This window comes from Salibacterium halotolerans (assembly GCF_900115625.1).
GTDB lineage: Bacteria > Bacillota > Bacilli > Bacillales > Marinococcaceae > Salibacterium > Salibacterium halotolerans.
In genome coordinates, this window is the sequence record NZ_FOXD01000023.1 from 1 (window position 1) to 21,085 (window position 21,085).

The 21,085-nt window shown below is 49.5% G+C and carries 18 protein-coding genes; 9 read left to right on the forward strand and 9 right to left on the reverse strand.

Annotation, left to right across the window (positions count from 1 at the left end; genetic code table 11):
- Nucleotides 1–120: 120 nt before the first annotated feature.
- Both BM124_RS15325 and BM124_RS15330 read right to left on the reverse strand, forming a co-directional pair.
- On the reverse strand, nt 121–360 hold the full coding sequence (locus BM124_RS15325) for a DUF362 domain-containing protein (protein WP_093338828.1): 240 nt from the start codon (nt 358–360) through the stop codon (nt 121–123).
- A gap of 427 nt (nt 361–787) precedes the next feature.
- Nucleotides 788–1,204, reverse strand: coding sequence for a single-stranded DNA-binding protein (locus BM124_RS15330; protein WP_093338830.1), 417 nt, complete (start codon nt 1,202–1,204; stop codon nt 788–790).
- 468 nt (nt 1,205–1,672) lie between these two features.
- On the opposite strand from BM124_RS15330, the gene BM124_RS15335 reads away from it, so the two are divergent.
- The 3 genes from BM124_RS15335 to BM124_RS15345 all read left to right on the forward strand — a co-directional run bounded on the left by BM124_RS15335 (nt 1,673) and on the right by BM124_RS15345 (nt 6,003).
- A complete protein-coding gene (locus BM124_RS15335) occupies nt 1,673–2,650 on the forward strand; it encodes an S-layer homology domain-containing protein (RefSeq protein WP_093338831.1) in 978 nt (325 codons plus the stop codon).
- Nucleotides 2,651–2,680: 30 nt separating this feature from the next.
- Nucleotides 2,681–3,559 carry a UTP--glucose-1-phosphate uridylyltransferase GalU gene (gene galU, locus BM124_RS15340; protein ID WP_093338832.1) on the forward strand — a complete coding sequence of 293 codons (879 nt, stop codon included), beginning with the start codon at nt 2,681–2,683 and terminating at the stop codon, nt 3,557–3,559.
- A gap of 224 nt (nt 3,560–3,783) precedes the next feature.
- Complete coding sequence (locus BM124_RS15345; RefSeq protein ID WP_093338834.1) at nt 3,784–6,003, forward strand: S-layer homology domain-containing protein; 2,220 nt, start codon at nt 3,784–3,786, stop codon at nt 6,001–6,003.
- 184 nt (nt 6,004–6,187) lie between these two features.
- Here BM124_RS15345 and BM124_RS19025 read toward each other — a convergent pair whose 3' ends face one another.
- The 3 genes from BM124_RS19025 to secA2 are packed head-to-tail and all read right to left on the reverse strand — an operon-like array spanning nt 6,188 to nt 9,961.
- Entirely contained in the window at nt 6,188–6,619 is a 432-nt protein-coding gene (locus tag BM124_RS19025; RefSeq protein WP_170841168.1) for a hypothetical protein, read from the reverse strand.
- Between the two features lie 49 nt (nt 6,620–6,668).
- Nucleotides 6,669–7,550, reverse strand: coding sequence for an accessory Sec system S-layer assembly protein (locus tag BM124_RS15350; protein WP_342028643.1), 882 nt, complete (start codon nt 7,548–7,550; stop codon nt 6,669–6,671).
- A 41-nt stretch (nt 7,551–7,591) separates the two neighbouring features.
- On the reverse strand, nt 7,592–9,961 hold the full coding sequence (secA2, locus tag BM124_RS15355; protein ID WP_093338837.1) for an accessory Sec system translocase SecA2: 2,370 nt from the start codon (nt 9,959–9,961) through the stop codon (nt 7,592–7,594).
- A 302-nt stretch (nt 9,962–10,263) separates the two neighbouring features.
- Between secA2 and BM124_RS15360 the strand changes: the two genes are divergently transcribed.
- A complete protein-coding gene (locus BM124_RS15360) occupies nt 10,264–10,767 on the forward strand; it encodes a transglycosylase SLT domain-containing protein (RefSeq protein WP_093338839.1) in 504 nt (167 codons plus the stop codon).
- Nucleotides 10,715–11,704, forward strand: a complete 990-nt coding sequence (locus BM124_RS15365; protein ID WP_093338840.1) for an S-layer homology domain-containing protein — start codon at nt 10,715–10,717, stop codon at nt 11,702–11,704. The genes BM124_RS15360 and BM124_RS15365 overlap by 53 nt, the downstream gene beginning before the upstream one ends.
- A gap of 137 nt (nt 11,705–11,841) precedes the next feature.
- Here the strand turns inward: BM124_RS15365 and BM124_RS15370 are convergent, their stop codons facing one another.
- On the reverse strand, nt 11,842–12,669 hold the full coding sequence (locus BM124_RS15370) for a tetratricopeptide repeat protein (RefSeq protein ID WP_093338842.1): 828 nt from the start codon (nt 12,667–12,669) through the stop codon (nt 11,842–11,844).
- A gap of 400 nt (nt 12,670–13,069) precedes the next feature.
- Here BM124_RS15370 and BM124_RS15375 point away from each other — a divergent pair, with 400 nt between their 5' ends.
- On the forward strand, nt 13,070–14,734 hold the full coding sequence (locus tag BM124_RS15375; RefSeq protein WP_170841169.1) for an N-acetylmuramoyl-L-alanine amidase: 1,665 nt from the start codon (nt 13,070–13,072) through the stop codon (nt 14,732–14,734).
- Nucleotides 14,735–14,880: 146 nt separating this feature from the next.
- Here the strand turns inward: BM124_RS15375 and BM124_RS15380 are convergent, their stop codons facing one another.
- Genes BM124_RS15380 through BM124_RS15390 form a run of 3 tightly spaced genes read right to left on the reverse strand, consistent with a single transcriptional unit; the run spans nt 14,881 to nt 17,041 of the window.
- Nucleotides 14,881–15,813, reverse strand: coding sequence for a glycine betaine ABC transporter substrate-binding protein (locus BM124_RS15380; protein WP_093338845.1), 933 nt, complete (start codon nt 15,811–15,813; stop codon nt 14,881–14,883).
- A 2-nt stretch (nt 15,814–15,815) separates the two neighbouring features.
- Entirely contained in the window at nt 15,816–16,490 is a 675-nt protein-coding gene (locus BM124_RS15385; protein ID WP_093338846.1) for a cysteine hydrolase family protein, read from the reverse strand.
- A gap of 11 nt (nt 16,491–16,501) precedes the next feature.
- Nucleotides 16,502–17,041 carry a GbsR/MarR family transcriptional regulator gene (locus tag BM124_RS15390; RefSeq protein WP_093338848.1) on the reverse strand — a complete coding sequence of 180 codons (540 nt, stop codon included), beginning with the start codon at nt 17,039–17,041 and terminating at the stop codon, nt 16,502–16,504.
- A 226-nt stretch (nt 17,042–17,267) separates the two neighbouring features.
- On the opposite strand from BM124_RS15390, the gene BM124_RS15395 reads away from it, so the two are divergent.
- The 3 genes from BM124_RS15395 to BM124_RS15405 all read left to right on the forward strand — a co-directional run bounded on the left by BM124_RS15395 (nt 17,268) and on the right by BM124_RS15405 (nt 21,085).
- A complete protein-coding gene (locus BM124_RS15395) occupies nt 17,268–18,767 on the forward strand; it encodes an S-layer homology domain-containing protein (protein WP_093338849.1) in 1,500 nt (499 codons plus the stop codon).
- 98 nt (nt 18,768–18,865) lie between these two features.
- A complete protein-coding gene (gene rbsK / locus BM124_RS15400; RefSeq protein ID WP_093338851.1) occupies nt 18,866–19,759 on the forward strand; it encodes a ribokinase in 894 nt (297 codons plus the stop codon).
- A 192-nt stretch (nt 19,760–19,951) separates the two neighbouring features.
- On the forward strand, nt 19,952–21,085 hold the full coding sequence (locus BM124_RS15405; protein WP_093338896.1) for a polysaccharide pyruvyl transferase family protein: 1,134 nt from the start codon (nt 19,952–19,954) through the stop codon (nt 21,083–21,085).

Consider the following 21,085-nt stretch of genomic DNA (forward strand, 5'->3'; position numbering starts at 1 on the left):
CAGCTGTATAAGCTGGCTTTAAAAATACGTAAAAAACCATGGTCACCATCTGAAGATGGCGTCCATGGCTTTTTAGTTAAGGGCTTTTGATACAGCCCCTTCTACTGGTTCTATCCTGTTTTATGTCGTGCCGAAGAACTGTTTGGCCTTTTCGAGGAAAGGTTCTGTTTCAGGTGTGAGTTCTGTATCTTCCACGATTGCTTCCACCGGACATACGACAATGCATGCTCCGCAGTCGATGCAGACGTCCGGATCGATATAGTACTGGTCTTCACCTTCTTCAATACAGTCCACCGGACATACGTCTACACAATCTCCGGACTTTTCGTCCTGGCATGGTTGAGTGATTACAAATGCCATGCGTTCCACCTCCTTATAAATTAACCCGTGTGCCCGACTCTGTAAGCCTTGCCGGCCGGCAGGGAAAAAAGTACGTCTATTCTTCCCATTATATATCCTGACTGTTTTTTGTTCAAACCAGCCATGCAGAAAATGAAGAAAACGGCCGCAAAGGAATCGTTCTCAAGGCTCCGGGCGGTATCCATAGTATTTCATGCTGAAAGGAGCGGCTTTGTGCCGGACAAGTGTCCTTTCCCTTCCATTTTAACAAATAATCATTATAATTCCGACATGAAAGTATCATGAAAAACCGGTTGATTTTTATCCGGAAAAACAAGAAAACACCGCCGAACCGGGGGTGTTCAGCGGTGTGAAGGAGGGAGAATGGAGGAGTAATACAGAAGAATAGTATGAATCTGTTTTGAATAAAACAGAGATGGCTCCGGGGTTATGTTGTTTTTGTGATGGCGGCGGCTTCCGACGGCTGCAGTGGTGTGAGCGGTTTCTCTTCTCTATTTGAAGAGGATGGACGGGTATCAGAGGAACCGTTCAATTTCAGAAAACGAACCTGATCCGCGTTCACTTCCACCATCTGTACTCTTTTCTGGTCTTTGTTTTCATAGATTCTCGTATTGATTCTGCCGGTGACACCGACGAGAGCTCCCTTATGGCAGTAAAGCGACGTATTTTCCGCCTGCTTCCGCCAGACGGTGACAGGAATGAAGTCGGCATCGATGTCACCGTGCATGTTCCGGAATGAACGCTGCACAGCCAGCGTGAAATTGCAGACCGCGGTTCCGTCTTTGGTATACGTCAATTCAGGGTCGCGGGTAAAACGGCCGACCAGAGTTACATTGTTAAACATGAATTCCCTCCTTTCAAGTGGATGTCATCCATGGCGAGGGGAGTGAAACACCTTTTTTCAGCATCGTACTTATGAAAAGAGAGGACGGGGTAGACGCTTCTTTTCAAGGAACACATATCAGCTGCTGATACGAAAGGATTTTCCCTTCTTTTGTCATGGTTCGAGTAATGGATACAGATAGTAAATGGAAAAATCAGGGGAGGGAAGCGTGAAACACGGGGGGCTTCCTGAAATGGGTGATAAATGAACTAAATCAACGGTCCTCCTTTCAACGTAGATTACTATCAATATACCAGATTTTTCGAAAAAAACCAGAACAATGTTTCGACATAATCCGCCTTTGCTGTGCTGGTTCTCCTATTTTACCGCCTGGATGGTAGCCATAAAGGAGGAAAGCACGGTATAATAGGGCAGAATCAAAAGTCGGGAGGTGGATGAGAGAGTCTGAAACATCAGATTCCGATAACAATGGGAAACGACAAACAAACGTACAAACCGGCACTGTTGCGTATGTTCATGGCTGCGCTTGCGACAGGGGCGGCTGCTTTTCTTTACATAACAACACCCACCGGCGCAGCTGAATTCACGGATGTGGACAACGGTTACTGGGCCGCTGAAGAGATTCAATGGGCCGAACAGGAGGGGCTGATTCATGGCTATGAAGATGGCTCGTTTCATCCGGGAGATAATATGACAGAAGCGCAGTTTTCTGTCATGCTGACAAGGTATTTCGATATGGAAACCAGCGCTCCGTCTGACTTGCAGCATTGGGCGCAGCCCTCCTATATGACCTTATCCAGGCATTACATGCGGCTGCCCGGTCTGCGTGATAACGCTGTGAAGAACCGGGCTGTGACAAGGGGAACGGTTGCTAAGGTTATCGCTCAATCCCAGGCGCAGGAACCCGGGCTTCAGGAAGCAGTGGCCTGGATGTTTGAAGAAGGTCTGACGACAGGACGTCAGGACGGTGAAACCGAGACAGAGCGGTTTGACGCAAACGGCAAACTGACAAGGGCACAGGCGGCAGTATTTTTTAAGCGCATCGATAATCACGGCTATTCTGTGTGGAGAGCCGGGAAGATGCTTGATCTGACATCGGAAGGATCCAACCAATACACAGAGATGGTCCGGCCGCTTTACAGGGAAGCTAATGTCACCCTGTATGCCCGGAATGATAACAGCTTCGGTACGGCCAACCAGGAATTCTATCATCTGTTTCAGGCCTACCAGGGTGAAATGAGGGAATTTGCTGTGGCGAGAACGAGCAGAGCCAATTTTGAACTGGCGGCGCAGGCAGCAGAAAGACTCGGCGCACCGGCCGATGCCGGGCGTATGCTGGAAGGTATTATAGAAGCAGACGAAAGTGGCAGCACACAGACGGTAGGGCAGGTGGAGATTACCCCGCGTCCGAGTGATGTCTTTCTGGTTTGGGATGAACAGCAGTAAAAACAGCTTACGGAACGGAGAGTGACGCGTGTGAAAGTAAGAAAAGCAATAATCCCGGCAGCAGGTCTTGGCACCCGTTTTCTGCCGGCAACTAAAGCACAGCCGAAAGAAATGCTTCCGATTGTGGACAAACCGACCATACAATATATCGTGGAAGAAGCGATGGAATCCGGCATTGAAGACATCATTATCGTCAGCGGCCGCGGCAAACGGGCGATAGAAGACCATTTTGACAAATCGTACGAGCTGGAGGAAACGCTTGCTCAGAAGAAAAAATGGTCACAGCTGGAAGAAGTCCAGGACATATCCAACATGGCCAATATCCACTACATCCGCCAGAAAGAGCCGAAAGGACTTGGCCACGCTATTGCGTGCGCGAGCCGGTTTGTCGGAGATGAGCCGTTTGCGGTACTGCTCGGGGATGATATCGTCAAATCGGAAACGCCATGTCTGCAGCAGTTGATCCAAACGTACGAAACCCATGAATCTTCTGTTGTCGGAGTACAGCAGGTGCCGGATGAGGACGTATCCAAATACGGCATCGTATCCCCGAAAGGAGAAGAAGATGAACATGGCGTTCTCCAGCTGGCGGATCTGAAGGAAAAACCGGAGATTGAAGAAGCTCCGTCGAATTACGCGATTATGGGCCGGTATGTGCTGCGCCCCGAAATCTTTGATATTCTGCACAACCTTGAACCGGGATCCGGTAATGAAATACAGCTGACGGATGCCATCAAGACACTGAATCAGACCCAGGATGTTCTGGCTTATCAATTCGGCGGTATCCGGTATGATGTCGGAGATAAATTCGGATTTGTCAAAGCAACCGTCGATTTCGCCCTCGGACGGGACGACCTGAACGAACCGGTTCGTTCCTACCTGGAGGATATCCTGCGTAAAACCGACTAACCATTGATCCGCTGTTCGCCCGAAGCAGAAAATTGGAAGAACCAGTATCGTTGAAAAGACGGAGTATAAAGATTAGATCCTGCTTCGTCTTTTCGCGTTACAGGTTCGACCTTTTTTCCTAACTTTCGGGGGTTGGATTGACACGCTCCATCAATTGGAATAATCTACAATCAGCGTGATTTTCATAGCTTCATAGAATAAAATACAGGAGAGGATTGTACATAATGAGCATAAAGAAATATGTGACCCGCGGAATTGTGTCCATGGTTTCAGGGATGCTGTTTTTTTCTGCGGCCCAGGGAGCAGGGGCTTCTTCCTTCCAGGTCGGCCCGGGAGTATCATATGAAAGCGATGACGCGACCGGTGCCGACATTCTTCAGGTAGATTTGACGCAGGAATACAGCAAGCTGGATATTAATGTGCCGGAGCCGCTTGATCAGCTGCGCACCACGTCCCAACAGGCAAAGAATTCGACAAGGGCAGGTCACAGAGTTATAGGCGCGGTGAATGCTTCTTTCTTTGACATGGGATCGGGTTCCACGCAGCTGCCTTTCAGTATCATAACGCAAAATAATGAAATCATCAGTTACGGGCGTGTCTCTGATTCGAGAGTACACTACCGCAGCGAACCGATTGTTTTTGGGGAGAAAAGCAATGGGAAAGCGGCCATCGGCCAGTATGATGCCAATGTATCAGCCCAAGTGAACGGGTCGTCCGTGACGGTGGACAACATCAACACGCAGCGTCTGGACAATGAAGCCATTCTTTTCACTTCCTCCTATATCAACAATCGTACCGGTACAAATCAGTACGGCATGGAAATTGTGGTAGAAACGGCTTCCGGTAATCCTGGAAGTTTTTCGTTCGGGGATGAAATCAGCGGATCGGTGACAGATATTCGTGCTTACAATGAAGCAGGGAATGCTCTGATTCCGGAGAATGGATTTGTCCTTTCCGCCCGGGGAGACCGGTACGACCAGCTTAAAAATGTAAGTGTAGGGGACGAGATTACGGTAAGTGCCTCTATCAATGATAAATGGAAAGATGCGTCCTTTATTGTCGGAAGCGGGCCGCAGCTCGTACGTAACGGTGAACTTGCCATTACAATGAATTCGGACAGCTGGCGGTATACATCCAAAACGGAGCGTACAGCCGTAGGTGTGGATGAAAGCGGCGATCATGTGTACATGGTAACAATGGACAGAGCCAGCATCCGTGACTTAGCAGTGTACATGCGTGATATAGGAGCGGAGCGGGCGCTGAATTTTGACGGCGGCGGTTCGTCGACCATGGTGGCCCGGCAGCACGGTGACGGGTATGCAAGTGTTATGAATAGTCTGTCAGGTGGGGAACGCCGAGTCTCCTCCACACTTCAGGCTGTCAGCACAGCACCAAGGTCACCGCTTGCCAGACTGATTTTATCACGGGAAGACGGCGTTCTGCTTACCGGATATCAGATGAATGTATCCACGGTGTACGGCATGGACCAGTATTTCAACCCTGTTGATACCAGCTCAGCTGATATTAACTGGAACTTCAGCAGCAGCGCCGGCAGCATGGATGGATCGACGTTTACAGCACAGCAGGCGGGTGAAGGCCGGATTCAGGCCAGTGTCGACGGCAATCAGGTTGGATCCACCGGTGTGACCGTCACAGACAGTTTTGATACGTGGAACCTTTCCCACTCAGAGCTGAATGTGGATACCGGTGAATCTGTCAATCTTTCTGCAGACCCGGCTCTCACGGACGGCCGCAAGCTTTTATTCGATAAAAGCCGGATTAACTGGAGTGTGCAGGGAGATGTCGGAACGATTGACAGCAGCGGTCATTTCACTGCTTCGGGGGAAAACGCGTCCGGATCCATTACGGTGGAACTGGCCGGCAATTCATTTGAGATACCGGTTCAGGTGAATGCGCCGTCCTCCTTTGAGGATGTACCCCGCGATTACTGGGCAGCGGGCAGCATTGAATATCTGGCCGGACAGGGTATCATTAACGGATACAATGACGGCACGTTCCGGCCCGGCGGTGAGCTGAAACGCTCCCAGGCTGCGAGCATGATGGTACGCGCCTTTGACCTGTCCCGTGGAGATCGTCCGTCACCGGAATTCTCCGATATAACGAGTGATTTTCACGCCTATGAGGATATTGCCGCCGTGGCCGATGAAGAATTAATGCGCGGCAGCGGGGATACATTCCGTCCGAACGGAGAGCTGACCCGTGCGCAGATGGCTGTTATTCTCGTCCGCGCGTTTGATCTAAAAAACCAGGGTAACGGCACTTCCTTCCAGGACGTACCTGACGATTACTGGGCACGTGGTGCCATCGAAACTCTCGCGTCCCATGGTGTAGCCCGAGGAAGTAACGGAAATTACCGCCCCGGCGAAGCCGTGACAAGAGCTCAATTCACCGTCTTCATGGAACGCGCGCTGGAAGATTTATAGAAGATGCAAAAAAAGGAGCTGTATCAAAAGGTACAGCTCCTTTTTCAGTAATATAGAAAATTCACCCCAGGCAGAAGCGGAAGGCGGCGACGCTTTGTTGATCGCCGGCTAAAAACGGTCACGTCCTGTGACCGACGCCGGCACTAGAACATCCTGTTCGTCGAAGCAGCAGCTGAAGATCCCATCAAACGGAGGCGCTCGCGTCGGGAGTCAGATCGGTGTTGGCACAGGATGTGCCGAACTTAACCGATCTTCCTTCAGGGAACAAGCTTGAGGCGCTGCCCGCGGCAAAGAAGACACGATGAGCAACAGCGAATCGATGTCGCCCTTGTACTCCGGAGTGCAAAGAAGACACGATGAGCAACAGCGAATCGATGTCGCCCTTGTACTCTGGAGTGCAAGCGTCCGCCTGCAGCGGATGCCTTCTTAACGTTTTTTGATACAGCCCCTTTTTTCTTTGTTGATGGATAAACCGGCTCGTGTGACAGGTAAATGGAGAGAATCGATAGGTGAATCCGGAGAATCGACAGCGAAAATGCAGCCACCCCCGCAGAATCGACAGCGAAAATGTAGAATCGATAAATAAATGCAGAGAATCGATAGAAAAACACACCATACCACTATAAAAAAACCGGAGGGCAGGCCGCGTCCTCCGGTTTTATCGTTTAATGGGCTGCATTTTTCTGAATAGGATAAGCTTTCCAGCTGCTCAGGTCGATGTCGCCGTCCTGTACCATGCTGCTCGGGAAAATAAATGTCCATGGTTTGCTTGTGTTGGCTTTGACGCCGAAATCATTCATCGTGAAGCCGCCTTTGGCCACGGTGGTACCGCCGGCGTCTTCAACCTGGAGCGGAATCTGTTCCAGCGTTACGTTTTTCTCACTGCCGTTACGGATGAGCAGCGTCACATGAAGATCGCCGTTGTCTTTTTGCACAGCTTTCAGCCCCATGAAATTGACTTCCCCCGGTTTCGGCGGATCGAGCCGTTCCACCATCTCCTGCAGTTCATGCTTGTCTTTTTCCGCAAGAGACTGTTCCCAGCTGTTCTGCAGGTCAAGGCTGTGTTTGCGCGAGGACGGCTTCAGCTGAAACGCAAGCTTCCAACCTTCCGATGGAATGTCAGTTGTGAACAGCTCCTGGTCGGTGAATGTGATGTTCCACGGCCGGCTGCTGCACGGCGGAATGTCGCCCGCTTCTTCCAGGTCTATGGTTTTGCGGCCGAGCACCTGCTCCGAACTATCCAGCAGCACAAGAGTCGTTTCGTGCAGCTTAATCGTCTTATTCAGACTGCTTCGTATAAATGCTGACACCTGAACCGAAGCCTGCTCTTCACTCTGCTGCAGGCTGATCCCGGAAAGCGAGATCTGATTCGGCACAAGAGACGGGCATTCCATGTTGAGAAACTGGAACGAATACTGATCTTCTTTGGATACATTCCAGTCGGGATGAAAGGACAACTCCGTATCAATCTTTTTGTCCTGGTTCTCTGTATCACTTGACTCGTTCAATAGTTCTTCGGAGGAAACAGTAGATTCATGTCCCTCCATTTTCGGTTTTCCGTCTCGTTTTTTGCGAAAAAAAGGAAACATTATTTTTTCACCTCTTCCGGTAAAATCAGCGGTCGGATCAGTTTGGATAAATGAACGGAGGAATCCTGTTCAATGTAATCATACATGCGGGAAAACAGTTGATAGGCTTCCCGGGTATACACCCGCATCGGGTCTTCCTGCCCGTAACTGCGCAGGCCGATACCTTCTTTTAAGCGTGTCATTTCCTCGAGGTGGCTGAGCCAGTGCCGGTCGATATTCGTGAGCAGCACTTTGCGGGCCTGATTCTGAACACCCTTTCGTTCGCGGAGCGGTTCCACTTCTTCAAGGAAAGCGGCGGTCTTTTCTTCGACGAGCTCCATAATATCTTTTTGGTTTTCCGCCTTTTTTGGCAGTTGAATACCCGGCATCACAAGGATTCGGTTGAGCCTTGTTTCCAGTTCGCGCAGGTCCCATTCTTCCGGTACATACTCATCTCCGCAGTACGATTCAACAAGCTTTCTGGTGCTTGCTTTTACGATGTTTATCCAGGACTGCAACGGATCTTCGCTTTCGAGCACTTGATTGCGCAGGGTATAAATGACGCGGCGCTGTTCGTTGGCGATGTCATCGAGTTTCAGTGTGAATTCACGCACCGATGCGTTTGCGTTTTCGCACATTTCCTGTGCGCGGTTGATAATGGTGTGGGCGTCATCGTTTTGCACGACACCGTTTTCGTCGGTCTTCAGCTTTTCCTTTAACCCTTCAATATCCTCTTCGCCGAAGCGGAGCAGCATTTCATCATCGAGGGAGACATACATCTGTGTTTCGCCTGGATCTCCCTGACGGCCGGCGCGCCCTTTCAGCTGATTGTCGATCCGCCTGTTTTCATGGCGTTCCGTGCCGAGTACAAAGAGACCGCCTGCTTCTGCCGCGCCTTCACCGAGCATGATGTCGGTGCCGCGTCCGGCCATATTGGTGGCAATGGTGACCTGGCCCTTCTGTCCGGCGAGAGAAATCAATTGCACTTCCCGTTCCACGCTCTTGGCGTTAAGAAGTTCATAGGAGACTTTCCAGTCATCCAGGTAGCGCGCCATGGTTTCGGATTGGATGATGGAGGTGGTGCCGATCAGCACAGGCTGCCCTTTTTCGTGACGCTTGGCAACTTCCCGGGCCACTTCCCGGTATTTGTCTTCGGCTGTCGCGAAGATGAGATCGTCCCGGTCTTCCCGGATTCTCGGTTTATTGGTTGGGATCTGGATAACATCCATGCCGTACAGGTTTCGAAATTCCTGTTCTTCGGTTTTGGCTGTCCCGGTCATGCCGGACAGGGCCGGATACATCCGGAAATAGTTCTGTATTGTAATTTGGGCCTGGGTTTTGTTTTCTTCGGTGATTTCAAGCCCTTCTTTAGCTTCCAGCGCCTGATGAAGGCCATCGCTGAACGTACGACCTTCCATGATCCGCCCGGTGTACATGTCGACAAGCTTGATTTCGCCTTCTTTCACGATATAATCAACGTCCCGTTTAAACATGACACGGGCACGCAGCGCCTGCAGTACGAAGTGGTACAGGGTATGGTGCTCCAGGTCATACAGATTATCGACGCCGAACGCGCGCTCGACTTTTGTGATGCCGGGATCGGTCAAGCTGACAGATCGCGTAATCGGGTCAAACAGGTAGTCTTTCTCCGCGTCGAAACTGCGGGCCATTTTGGCGCAAATCTGATAGAGTCCCGGATTGACTTCTGTTTTCCCGGCAATAATCAGCGGTGTTTTAGCCTCATCGACAAGGACACTGTCGATTTCATCAATGATAGCGAAATGATACGGACGCTGTACTTTTTCAATTGTGCTTTGGACCATGTTGTCTTTCAGGTAATCAAAACCGAATTCGTTGCTGACACCATATGTAATGTCGGCTTCATAGGCTTTTCGCTTTTCGTCTTTGGCGAGTTTTGGAACATTCAGGCCAACGGTAAGCCCGAGAAATTCATGAACCTGGCCGATCAGATCGCGGTCGCGCCGGGCCAGGTATTCGTTGACGGTGATTACGTGGACGCCTTTTCCCTCAAGCCCCCGCAGGTAACTCGGGAGGGAAGCGACAATGGTTTTTCCTTCGCCGGTTGCCATTTCCGCGATATCACCGTCGTTTAACGTAAGTCCGCCAAGAAGCTGGACATCAAAATGACGGAGACCGATAATCCGGCGTGAAGCTTCGCGGACGACGGCGAAGGCCTCTTCTGTGATGGAAGACAGCTTTTCCCCTTTATGGAGGCGGTCCCGGAATTCGTCTGTTTTCGCCTGCAGCTCTTCATCACTCAGCTGTTCCATTTCCGGTTCCAATTTGTTGATCCGCTCTACCACTTTGTTATATTTTTTTAGTCTTCGTTGTTGTTCGTCTCCAATGATTTTTTTCAAAGAAGCTAACATGCAGCGCTCTCTCCTTATTAATCCCTGTATAAGCGTCCGTGAAACTTCCGCTTTCGCCGCGTGGAAAGGAGGTTACGGACAGCCGGAATCCCGGTTGATCCGGGTTTGTTGAATCTGGCAGCAACTGTCTTCCGTGAAAGGAAGCTCTCTTTTTTCAGCCCGCCTTCTAAAAAGTCACTTTCTCAGTATATCATTAATACCCCGAATCTTTCACTAATTGTTGTGAACGAAAAAGAAATAGGAATATTCAGGATTTCCTGCTATAATTAGAGATAGATAGATACATAGAAAGGGGCACATCAATGAAAAAATGGATGATCGGCCTTGTCCTCGCCGGAAGCATAACGGCAGCTGGCACAGCCGGTGCTGCCGAAGAGGGAGAAAACAGCTCGAATCCGACGTCTTTGTCTTACAAGGAGAAAAAAGAACTTCTCACAGAAGCTGCGCTCGAACATAATATTCCGCCTGAAATCGTCAAAGCGATCGCCTATGAAGAAACCGGCATGAGGCAGTTTAATGAAAGCGGGGACTCCGTTATGAATCAAAATGAAGACGGGGGCGTGGGCATCATGCAGGTAACACTTGATGAAAATGACCTGGAGAACCGTAATGTCGACCGTCAGCGGCTGAAAAACGATACCGCCTACAACATTGAAATCGGTGTTGATCTTCTTAACGAAAAATGGAGTTGGTCGGGTTCTGTCCTGCCGACTGTAAACAGCGGAGACAAACAGGTGCTCGAGAATTGGTATTTTGCCTGCCATTCTTGCCTACAACGGTCTCGACCGCCGCAACGATCCGGCTGAAGCAGAGGAAGTGTACCAGGAAGATGTTTACAGTGTCATAGAAAATAACAGCCTGCTTGGCAGCAGTTCGATTGATGTTCCGGAATGGAACGCGGTGTATGAAAACGGGGAAGACCGCATCCGGTTTGAAGAGCAGGAAGTGAAAACAGATACAAAGACACCATCCACCCAGATGGCTGAGAATGGTGACGATATTTACACTTATGGAGAAGATCCCGGTACGCAGGTGAATTACCGGCTTGGTCCTTCGACAACGTCGCGCATCGTCGGGGATATTTCTCTATATACACCGCTGCAGGTGGAAGGAACGGCGGCTCACGACAACAGTCCGACCAATCATTTTGTGTACTATCCGGTCCATTACGCGGATATCCGTGATGGCTATATGGCAAGTGCCTATGCCCGCAGCGGCAGTATTACCAACTTTTATGACGTCCGGCGACAGGAGTTAACAGAGGCTGTTGGATATCTGGAAGTGCGTGGTATCCTAAGCGGTTATCCAGGCGGGGAGTTCCGGCCGAATGAGTCGATTCTGCGGCGTCACGCCGCCTCGATGATGGTGGATGCGCTGAACCTGGAAGCGCCGGATGAATACGACCTGCAGGCTTCAGATATGGAAGCAGGGGACCGGGGTTACGACGCGTTGCGGATTCTTGAGTACCACGGTATCATGACCGGAAGCAATGGAAATATCCGTCCGAATGAAAATATGACACGCGCCCAGACAGCTTCCATCCTGACTGCAGGCTTTGAAAATACGTTGAAAGCGCCGGCGGATTCCCATTCGTTTGAGGACATCAGTGAAGACTTCTGGAACTATGCTGCTATCAATACGCTGTATCATAATGAGGTCACCACGGTGGAAGCCTTCCGGCCGAATGAAGACCTGAAACGGTCTCAGTTTGCGCTGTTTTTGAAGGCGGCGATGACAAAGTAAACAGAACGGTGATGTGACAAAAGCACAGCCTTCAGATAAAAATCCGGACGATTTTTTTAAAAATCGTCCGGATTTTTATTATTTGTTAATGGTGTTGTTCCAGACTCTTTGAAATAGATCCTGCTGACGGAACTTTTTTACGTTTCACCTTCAATGGAGGAATCGAGATAGTTTTTGTAAATCTGGTAGGAATCGTCGCCGTAGTTATTGAGAAATTCGGATGTAGGTTCAAATGCCCGGGTGACAGCTTCCTGTTCACCCTGCTCATTTCCCATTTCCGCGTAAACCTGGCTCATCCGGTAATAGTGGGTCGGATTCTCCGAATCGAGAGCGGTTAACCTTTCATACCGCTGCAGGCTCTCTTCATATTGACCGTCTGCGCGGTAAGCTTTCGCAAGAGCAAGCAGCAGATCCCGGCCTGGTTGTTCATTGTTTTCCTGCAGCTGTTGTTCCAGATCAAACAAAAGCTGTGTCCCTTTGTCCACATTATATCCGGATTCAATCAGCACGTTCGCATAATTAATCAGATTTTCTTCATTTTCAGGGTTCAACTGGTATTGCTGCTGCAGTAAAGACGCTGCATCTTCCACGAGAGCTGTGGCAGGATCATCATTCTGCTCAATATGAGCCTGGAGGGCTTCGGTATAGCGCTGGGAATAGGCAGCAGCCTGCTCTTCCTCTTCGGCCTGAAGTTCCCGGAGATAAATGATGATTTCATTGAAGTTCCCGTTTTCAATTTCTTCTTCCATAATACTGTTGATATTGCTTTCTGAAAGCTTATCAAGCCGGAAGCGTTCCGCCAGGGTCTGAAGGGTTTCGCGGTCGTAAACAAAATTTTCGTCATCATAGGCGTACTTTTCCGTATTGATCCGCTGCTCTTCTTCAAGGTGCTGGTTCATGCCGTAGGTGGAACATCCCGACAAAACGAGTAACGTGCCGAAAAGGACGATTATAGACTTTTTCATATTCGTATCACCTTATTTTGGGGTATGAGCGTCCGCGTGAAGCGGATGCTTTTGTTCATTATTCAGAAACATGACGCCTTTATTCTATATGAAAATCGGGAGAAAAAAAAGAACAGAAATTACCACATACATTACAGGACAATCACATTTGTAACAGATGTGTAACCTGAGTCGATAATATTTTACCATTTTCTATCTTTTCGTAAAATCAGCTAGTCTCCTAATTGAAGTCGTGATATTCTATGGAACAGAAGGAACGGGTTGGAGATTGATGCCGGACTTTTCCTGTGTCTGGATTTTTTTCTTGTAAAACCAGTACTTCAACATTCAAAGGCATTCCCTGCACGACATAAACCAATCAAAGCTAATGGGGAAAACAACAGAGAGGAGGAACAGGTCTTTGAAAACAAACATATTTGCAGTGCCGGCGGCTGCTGTCGTTCTGACCGCTCTTTTGGTAACAGGCGGGAACACAGCGGAAGCGGTAGACCGTTATTCCGATGTCGGTCCGGGCCACTGGGCAGCCGATGAAATCGAGTATCTGGCTGAAGAGGGTGTAGCAACCGGTGATGCCAGCGGAAATTTCCGGCCGGATGAGTCTCTGACAAGAGCGCAGGCTTCCATTATGATTACCAACGCGCTGAATGAGGAGTCGCCTTATGCCGGCTCACCGTCATTTTCCGATGTGAGCACCGACTACTGGGCCTATGACAGCATCGAAAGAGCGGCACAGTTGGATATCTTCCAGGGGAAAAACGGAAGCTTCGACCCAAGCGGAGATATTGAAAAAGCGCAGGTCGCAGCGGTAACCGCACGTGCGTTTTTCGGTGACAATACCGAAAATACATCAGGTTCGGTCAACTTTGAGGATATTGACGATGATTTCTGGGCAAAGGGGTATATCAAAACTCTTGTTGACGAGGGCGTTGTAGAAGATACCGGCCAATTCGAACCGAACGAACCGGCAACAAGAGCCGAGTTTTCGTACTATATTGCCCGCGCCATGGAAGAAAATCCAGGTGGCAGCATTGATGAAAACGATCAGGAATCCCCGGAAGAAGAGACAGAAAGCGAAATTCTTTATGAAGGTATGGTGGACGCCAGTACGCCCCTGAATGTCCGGAGCGGCCCCGGCACAGAAAACGGTGTACTGTACACGCTGCAGGATGGAAGCACCATTGATGTGTACGAGCGCACCGGCAGCTGGTTGAAGATTGACGGTCCCGGCGGCGAAGGCTATGTTCACGGAAACTATGTCACCCATGTGGACGAAGTGGATTCGGACCAGGATAACACGGACGCCCCGGCGGAACCTATTCTGGAAGGGAAAGTGACCGCCTCCACCTTGATGGTCCGGGAAGGTCCGGGAGCATCGAACGAATCGGTGGGAAGTCTGAGTAAGGGTGAGACCGTAAATATCTATGAAGAAACCAACGGCAGTTGGGTTCTCATCAAGTATAACGGAGAGTGGGCTTATACCCACAGCGGCTACCTGGATGAAAGGGAACCCGGGCAGAGTGATACGGCAGGAAAGACGATTGTCATTGACGCCGGTCACGGCGATCACGATCCAGGCGCTCAGGGGAATGGACTTATTGAAAAGAACGTTGTCCTTGATGTTGCCCTGCAGGTACAGTCCAAACTTGACGATGAAGGTGTCAACGTCGTGATGACAAGAGATGACGACACGTTTGTCAGCCTCAGCGGAAGAGTGAATATCGCGGAACGCTCAGACGCGGATGCCTTTATCAGCATTCACGCCAACGCTGCATCAGCCTCGGCCAACGGTGCGGAAACGTTCTATGACAGCACCTATCAGGCGAGGGAAAGCCGTGAATTGTCACAGGCCATTCTGGACCGGCTCGTCCAGGAAACAGACATGGGATACCGCAGAGTCGCGGATACCGGATTTTATGTTATCCGCAACACGACGATGCCGAGTACGCTTGTTGAACTTGGTTTCCTTACAAATACCCGGGACGCCAACCGGATGAAACAGGACGGCTATGATAGCAAAGCGGCGCAGGCTATTGTCAACGGAATCGAAGACTATTACAGTTGGTAACTAATAAGGAAATCCCCGTTCGGATGGAAGATTAAACATCCGAACGGGGATTTTTTTCTGACAGAATTCAAGCTGGATGGTGGAGTAAACGTTGCCATGTGTCTTTTTTCCATATTCCGTAATTATCCTATGGAAAAGCAGTTTTTTTAGTTTTGGCCTTCCATCATGGCATCTACTTTATCCTGGTTTTCTTCGATCCAGTTGGCAGCAAGTTCTTCAAACGGTGTATCATTCTGGGCGTGTTCATACATCATTTTTTCCAGGTCGTCCACACTGATACTCCAGTTGGAGAGAATGTTATACGCTTCCGGGTACTTTTCCTGGATGCCTTGGTAAGAAAGGACGTACACATTATCGTACTTGAAGTTTTCTTTTGGTTCTTCAAGGAACTTCAAATCATAATCTACAAACATGGAATGCGGGCGCCAACCAGTAATAATGACCGGTTCTTCATTGCTGATTTTTGTCTTGAGTTCACTGATCATTGCTGTTTCACTTGAAGGCATCAGTTCAAAACCGGCTTCTTCGAGGTTGTAATCAGCCATCACTTCTTTTGATGTGTTGACGATACCGGCACCGGCACCGATTGTGTAAATTTTTCCGCCAAACTTCTCCGGGTTTTCTTTAATATCCGAAATCGATTCTGCTTCTACATATTCCGGAACGACCCAGCCGGTAGGTACCTGTTCATAACTGGTGGCTACTTTCTGGAGGTCGTCCTGGTATTCATTCCAAAGTTGTTCTTCCGTGTACGGGAGCCAGGCGTCCATGAAGAAGTCAATTTCTTCGGACTGCATCCCTTCCCAGATTACCGGCTGATCCAGTAGCTCAATTTCTACATTATATCCTGCTTCTTCGAGCATCTGTTTTGCGATCTGAGTCGGACCCGCCGTACTGGTCCAGGACGTTTTTCCGAATGTAATGGTTTCCCCTTTATTGTTACCGCTGTTCTGTTGTGCCTCTTCCGACTGTCCTTCATTACCTGTGCTGCCGCTGCCTGCGGCTTCGTCTCCGCCACCGCCGCAGGCTGTCAGGGCAGTCAGCGCTCCCAGTACAAATAATTGCAGTAAACGTTTCATGTTTATAGCACTTCCTTTCCTGGTTTCAGCTGTTCAAACGTTTCTCTCATTGTTTCCGGTGTGAACGGCAGGGAATCCGGCCTCCCGCAGGTCCAGTGATGATAAGCTTCGTTATGGAGCCGTTTGATAAGCTCCGTTGTTTCATAGACTTCCAGGTTATACACCCAATTGGCCATGATCATCATAGCCGCCATGTGGGACCCTTCATTGGAAGACGTACAGATGTCTTTCACGAGATGAACATGATAATCCCTGAAGTAAGCGTCAAATACGGAAGTCATTAAACAGCCATCGGTTACAACACCTCCTATAATAAGATTCTCCACGCCAAGACTTTTCAGCATGAGATCTAGACTTGTTTCATAAAAGGCACTCCAGCGGTATTTATCAATAACGATATCGCCTTCTTCCGGTGCAATCGCGTCGAAAATTTCAATATTTTCGGTATGCGAAGCGTAATAGTGCGGCGTCCCGTCTTCATTCAACGGTTCATTCCTGGAGAGCCCGGCCTGATCACTACGGTTAATCTGCCGTGTGTAAATGACAGGAATGCCTTCACGGCGGCAGGCATCAATCAAATGCTTGGCATTGGAGATAACATCATCCATCTGGATCAAGCCGAAATTGCTTTCTTTCTGTAGGTCGATCAGTACGAGAGCGGACTTTTGTTTATTCATAACGTACTCCTTTATTTCTTTTTTACCGGCGGGATATATTCCAGCATTTCCCTGGATTCAAGAGAATTGGCAAAGCGGGTCGTCCAGTCGAGATAGTCCTGGGCTTCCTGAATCAACTCCAGATCCCGCCGGGCTGTTTCGCGGACAGTTTCATCATCGGTAGTTTCTGTTATTTCCTGGAGAGTGGGTTTTGTCTGTTCTGCCGCTTTCATCAGCAGATTCCGCTCCTGCCGGATCTTTTTCACAAAATAGTTGATGAAGTTCCGCAGGAAGTCTTTTTCCGCGATGAAATGGTCTTTTCGTTCTCCTTTTTTCCATACCTTTGTTACCATCTCTGTTTCCTGCAGCTCGCGGAGTCCATTGCTGACAGAAGCTTTACTCATGGCGACCTGGACTTTAATTTCGTCAATCGACATCGGCTCCCCGGCAAAATACAAGACGCCGTAAATACGTCCGACGGAAGGGGTGACGCCGTATATAACCATGGACTGGGCAATGGCGCTCTCCATCACATCGCGAGATTCTTCGAGTTTGTCCCATTCTGAAGGCATGGATATCCTCCTTTCTCTTATATGTAATCCAATCAAAAATTTTAATTTGTATAATCTATTTTAAAATAATTAAACAAAATTTCAACCCATTTAAATAAAAAATGAAAGAAATACAGGAAATCATTCTTCATTTCCTGTTTATTAATGGTAAAATGAAGGTAATGTTACATAACCGGGTAAGATGATAAGAAGATAGAGTGTACGTGGGGAAACGGAGGAAATATAGATGAAAATAAAAACCTATGTATCTTTGATTGCTGTTAGTCTGCTGGCTTTGTCCCCTTTTTCCGTTCTTGCAGAGAGTACATTTGATGACGTAAATGACTCTTACTGGGCGGCGGAGGAAATCGAATATATCGCGGACCAGGGAATTATAAATGGATATGAAGACGGAACCTTTCACCCTCAGGAAGATGTGAGCCGTGCCCAGGCTGCCAAAATGCTGACAGAAGCGCTTGATCTGGAGCCTGTTGAGGAAGGCGGACCGCAGTTTGGGGACGTTGAGCAGGGAGCTGCGATGTATCCTTATATCGCAGCAGTCGCCGAGGCAGGAATTATGACAGGAAGCGGGGATTCATTCGAACCAAATGATTCTCTTACAAGGGCTGAAATGGCTGTTGTTCTATCAAATGCGTTCAGCCTGGAGGGCAGCATGGAACAAATGTTTTCTGATGTTTCCAGTGATTTCTGGGCCGCTTCTTCTATTGAAAATCTCGGAGCCCGGCGGATTACAAGCGGCCGCGAAAATGGCAGTTTCGGTCCTGGGGAAGATACGACAAGAGCTCAGTTTTCTGTCTTTTTGTCCCGGGCAATAAACGAGGATTTCCGGGTGGAAGAGGTTCACATGCCGTCATCGGAAGTAGGCAGTGAGGAAAAAGTCTGGCATTTCCGCGGTGTAGGGCTTGGTGATTCCAAGGCATCGATGAAAGAGGCACTGGGAGAACAAAAGACGGTGCTGGAGAGTCGCTATGGTTTTGACTGGTACATCTATCACACGAGATATGATGAGTACGTGCAGTTTGGTATCCAGAATAACGAAGTAGTGGCTGCCTATTCGAACCAGGACACATGGCAGGGTGCGGAAAATATCGAAATGGACGACACGAAACCGGATGTGATTGATGCTTACGGAGATCCGCTCTCCCATATTCAAAAAGGCGGGGCCCGGTTCAGTATAGATACCAAGGCTGCGGGCACATATAAAGAAGATGGGCAGTATGAAACCTTTTTCTACGATAAACACCGTGATTACCGGATTACAGCGGTGCTCGTTGTGGACAGTGAAGTAGAAGAAAATTTCCGGAAGTATTATGCCGAGCCGGATCAGAGCCTGAAGGAGAGTTTTGAACGCCTGGCCTTTCATCTGGCCAATGCCCAGCGTCAGCGCTTCAGCAGAGGCATTTTGACATGGGACGAACAGGCGGCTTCCACGGCACGGTCCCACAGCGTGGACATGGCCTCGAATCACTTTTTCTCTCATGAAAACCAGGACGGCCAAGACCCGTTTGACCGCATGTCCGAAAACGGCATTCAGTACAGAAATGCGGCGGAGAATATAGCTTACGGCCAGGTGAGCCCGATTAAAGCGCATCAAAGCTGGATGAACTCTGATTCGGGACACCGCGAAGCACTGCTCGGAGAATACGGACGCCTTGGTGTCGGCGTGGCTTTTGACGAAGTACGAAAACAGCCGTATTATACCCAGAATTTCTACTCACCGGAATAAATAAATGCAGCAATGCGGCATCTGCCGGTAAGAGGAGACCTTTCTCACAGAGGGGCTCCTTTTTATTTTTAAAAGAAGAAAAAACAGAGGTGATTGTCATGCCGGAGAAAATTACAGTCGTCGGAAGCATTAATATGGACCTTGTAACAAGTACGGACCGCATGCCGGAGCAGGGCGAAACCATCCTTGGAGAGAATTTTGCCGTGATCCCCGGAGGAAAAGGAGCGAATCAGGCGGTGGCAGCTGCGAAACTGGGCGCCTATGTCCACTTCATCGGCCGTGTCGGCAGTGATGTGTTTGGCGGAAGGTTGATCACGCATATGAAAGAACAGGGCGTGTCGACGGATGATCTGGAACAGGTTTCTGATGAGCCGTCTGGAACAGCGTCCATTATTCTGGCCGAACAGGATAACCGCATTATCGTTGTGCCCGGTGCGAATAACACGGTTACCCCGGAGGTTGTGGCAGCCCGCGAAGACGTCATTGCAGAAAGTGATATTATGCTGCTGCAGCTCGAAATCCCGCTCGAAAGTGCAGTGAAAGCGGCGGAACTCGCGGCTGCACATGACACGACTGTGATCTTGAATCCCGCGCCGATGCAGGACCTGCCGAAAGCGTTGCTTGATAACGTGGACTACTTTACCCCGAATGAACACGAACTTCTGCCCCTTTTTCAGAATGAGCCGGATGCTTCGATCTATCATTCCAGGTGTGTGATGACAAAAGGGGCGGACGGTGTGTTATTTACCGAAGACAACAAGGAAAGGCATATCCCCGGATACCCGGTGGAACCGGTGGATACGACCGGTGCCGGAGACACGTTCAACGGGGCGCTGGCGGCTGCCCTGACCCGGAACGTCCCGCTTCCAGAAGCCTGCCGCTTTGCCAATGCCGCTGCCGCTTTGTCCGTGCAGAAAATGGGGGCGCAGGGCGGGATGCCAATGCAGCATGAAGTCGAAAATTTTCTTAAGAACAAGCAGGACAGGTCGTAAAAAAACGGAACATACAGGCAGAGGGTCTGGCTTTTTTACATCTGCCTTTGTTATTGTAAAAAAATCAAAACTAGGATTGAGCAGGTTTCGGGTGTATAATGGAAAAAAAGGTGAATGAATGTGCTGCGTGCCTTTACAAGCGCGCAGCATTGTCATGCCATACACAAAAGAAAAGGTCAGGTACGTATACATATGAAGGTTGGAATTATCGGCAATTACGGGCATAATAACAACGGCGATGAAGCGATTCTTGCCGGTCTCCTCCATCAACTGACGGTACAGGAAGGCATAAAAAAAGAAAATATTGTCGTGTTCAGTAATGATCCCGCCAATACGAAAGAGCGGCACGGCACTGTTTCCCATCCTCTTTTATACAAAGAAGGAAGCACGCTTAAGTCCGGACTGAAAACGATACGCGAAAGCCGGAAAGTGATGAAACATCTGGACCTTGTTATCATTGGAGGCGGCGGTCTCTTAATGGATATGTATAAGCGGGATGCTCCGCTTTACAGCGTTCTCGGACTGACAGCCAAGCGGGCAGGATGCCGGGTGGCCATTCACGGCGTTGGAGCAGGTCCGATCAGGACAAAGACAGGTGCTTTTTTTATCAATCGGCTGCTCCGCGCGGCGTCTTCTGTTGCCGTCCGGGATGAAAAGTCACGCCGGCTGCTGCAGCAGATAGGGGCGCCGGGAGGCATTCGAGTTATTTACGATCCAGCCTTCTCCGTACCGGTGAACACGGTTCATGAAACGTCATCCGCAGTACAGAGGGTGGGAGTTACGGCTGTCCCGTACTTCAGTACCCGGTACTGGCCGCAGGCGGATGCCGGCAGATACGCAGCCTATCTGGACGGTATGGCGGCATCGCTGGATGAACTCATCGATAAAAAAGGGGTGGAGATTACGTTTTTTTCCACCAAGTACCCCGAAGATGTAGAAGTAACGAAAGACATAGCCAGGCGGATGCAGCGCCAAAACGACGTACATATTCAGGATGCCAACCTGTCTCCGCAGGACATTGCACGCCAGGCAGCCGGTCTGGATCTTGTGATCGGAACCCGGCTTCACTCCCTGATTCTATCGGTCAATGCAGAGACACCGGTTATCGGCATCGCCTACCACCAGAAAGTGAAAGACTTTATGGAAGAAATCAACCAACAGGATTATACAGCGGATGTGGAAGACTTAACACAGATTCTGCCGGCTTTTGAGAAAGCGGAACAGGACTGGGCCCGCCTGCAGGCGGACGTCCGGGCTGTATCCGGAGCACTGAAAGAACAAGCGGCTGAAGGCATGAATCTGCTCCGCCTGAAAGGACGAGACTAG

Coding starts and splice junctions, on each gene's coding strand:
- BM124_RS15380 (WP_093338845.1), bottom strand. CDS start 15,813: ATGAAACGTTTACTGCAATTATTTGTACTGGGAGCGCTGACTGCCCTG.
- BM124_RS19025 (WP_170841168.1), bottom strand. CDS start 6,619: ATGGTGTGTTTTTCTATCGATTCTCTGCATTTATTTATCGATTCTACA.
- BM124_RS15360 (WP_093338839.1), top strand. CDS start 10,264: ATGAAAAAATGGATGATCGGCCTTGTCCTCGCCGGAAGCATAACGGCA.
- BM124_RS15325 (WP_093338828.1), bottom strand. CDS start 360: ATGGCATTTGTAATCACTCAACCATGCCAGGACGAAAAGTCCGGAGAT.
- BM124_RS15370 (WP_093338842.1), bottom strand. CDS start 12,669: ATGAAAAAGTCTATAATCGTCCTTTTCGGCACGTTACTCGTTTTGTCG.
- rbsK (WP_093338851.1), top strand. CDS start 18,866: ATGCCGGAGAAAATTACAGTCGTCGGAAGCATTAATATGGACCTTGTA.
- BM124_RS15335 (WP_093338831.1), top strand. CDS start 1,673: ATGGGAAACGACAAACAAACGTACAAACCGGCACTGTTGCGTATGTTC.
- BM124_RS15390 (WP_093338848.1), bottom strand. CDS start 17,041: ATGCCTTCAGAATGGGACAAACTCGAAGAATCTCGCGATGTGATGGAG.
- BM124_RS15350 (WP_342028643.1), bottom strand. CDS start 7,550: ATGGAGGGACATGAATCTACTGTTTCCTCCGAAGAACTATTGAACGAG.
- BM124_RS15330 (WP_093338830.1), bottom strand. CDS start 1,204: ATGTTTAACAATGTAACTCTGGTCGGCCGTTTTACCCGCGACCCTGAA.
- BM124_RS15395 (WP_093338849.1), top strand. CDS start 17,268: ATGAAAATAAAAACCTATGTATCTTTGATTGCTGTTAGTCTGCTGGCT.
- BM124_RS15345 (WP_093338834.1), top strand. CDS start 3,784: ATGAGCATAAAGAAATATGTGACCCGCGGAATTGTGTCCATGGTTTCA.
- BM124_RS15385 (WP_093338846.1), bottom strand. CDS start 16,490: ATGAATAAACAAAAGTCCGCTCTCGTACTGATCGACCTACAGAAAGAA.
- secA2 (WP_093338837.1), bottom strand. CDS start 9,961: ATGTTAGCTTCTTTGAAAAAAATCATTGGAGACGAACAACAACGAAGA.
- BM124_RS15405 (WP_093338896.1), top strand. CDS start 19,952: ATGAAGGTTGGAATTATCGGCAATTACGGGCATAATAACAACGGCGAT.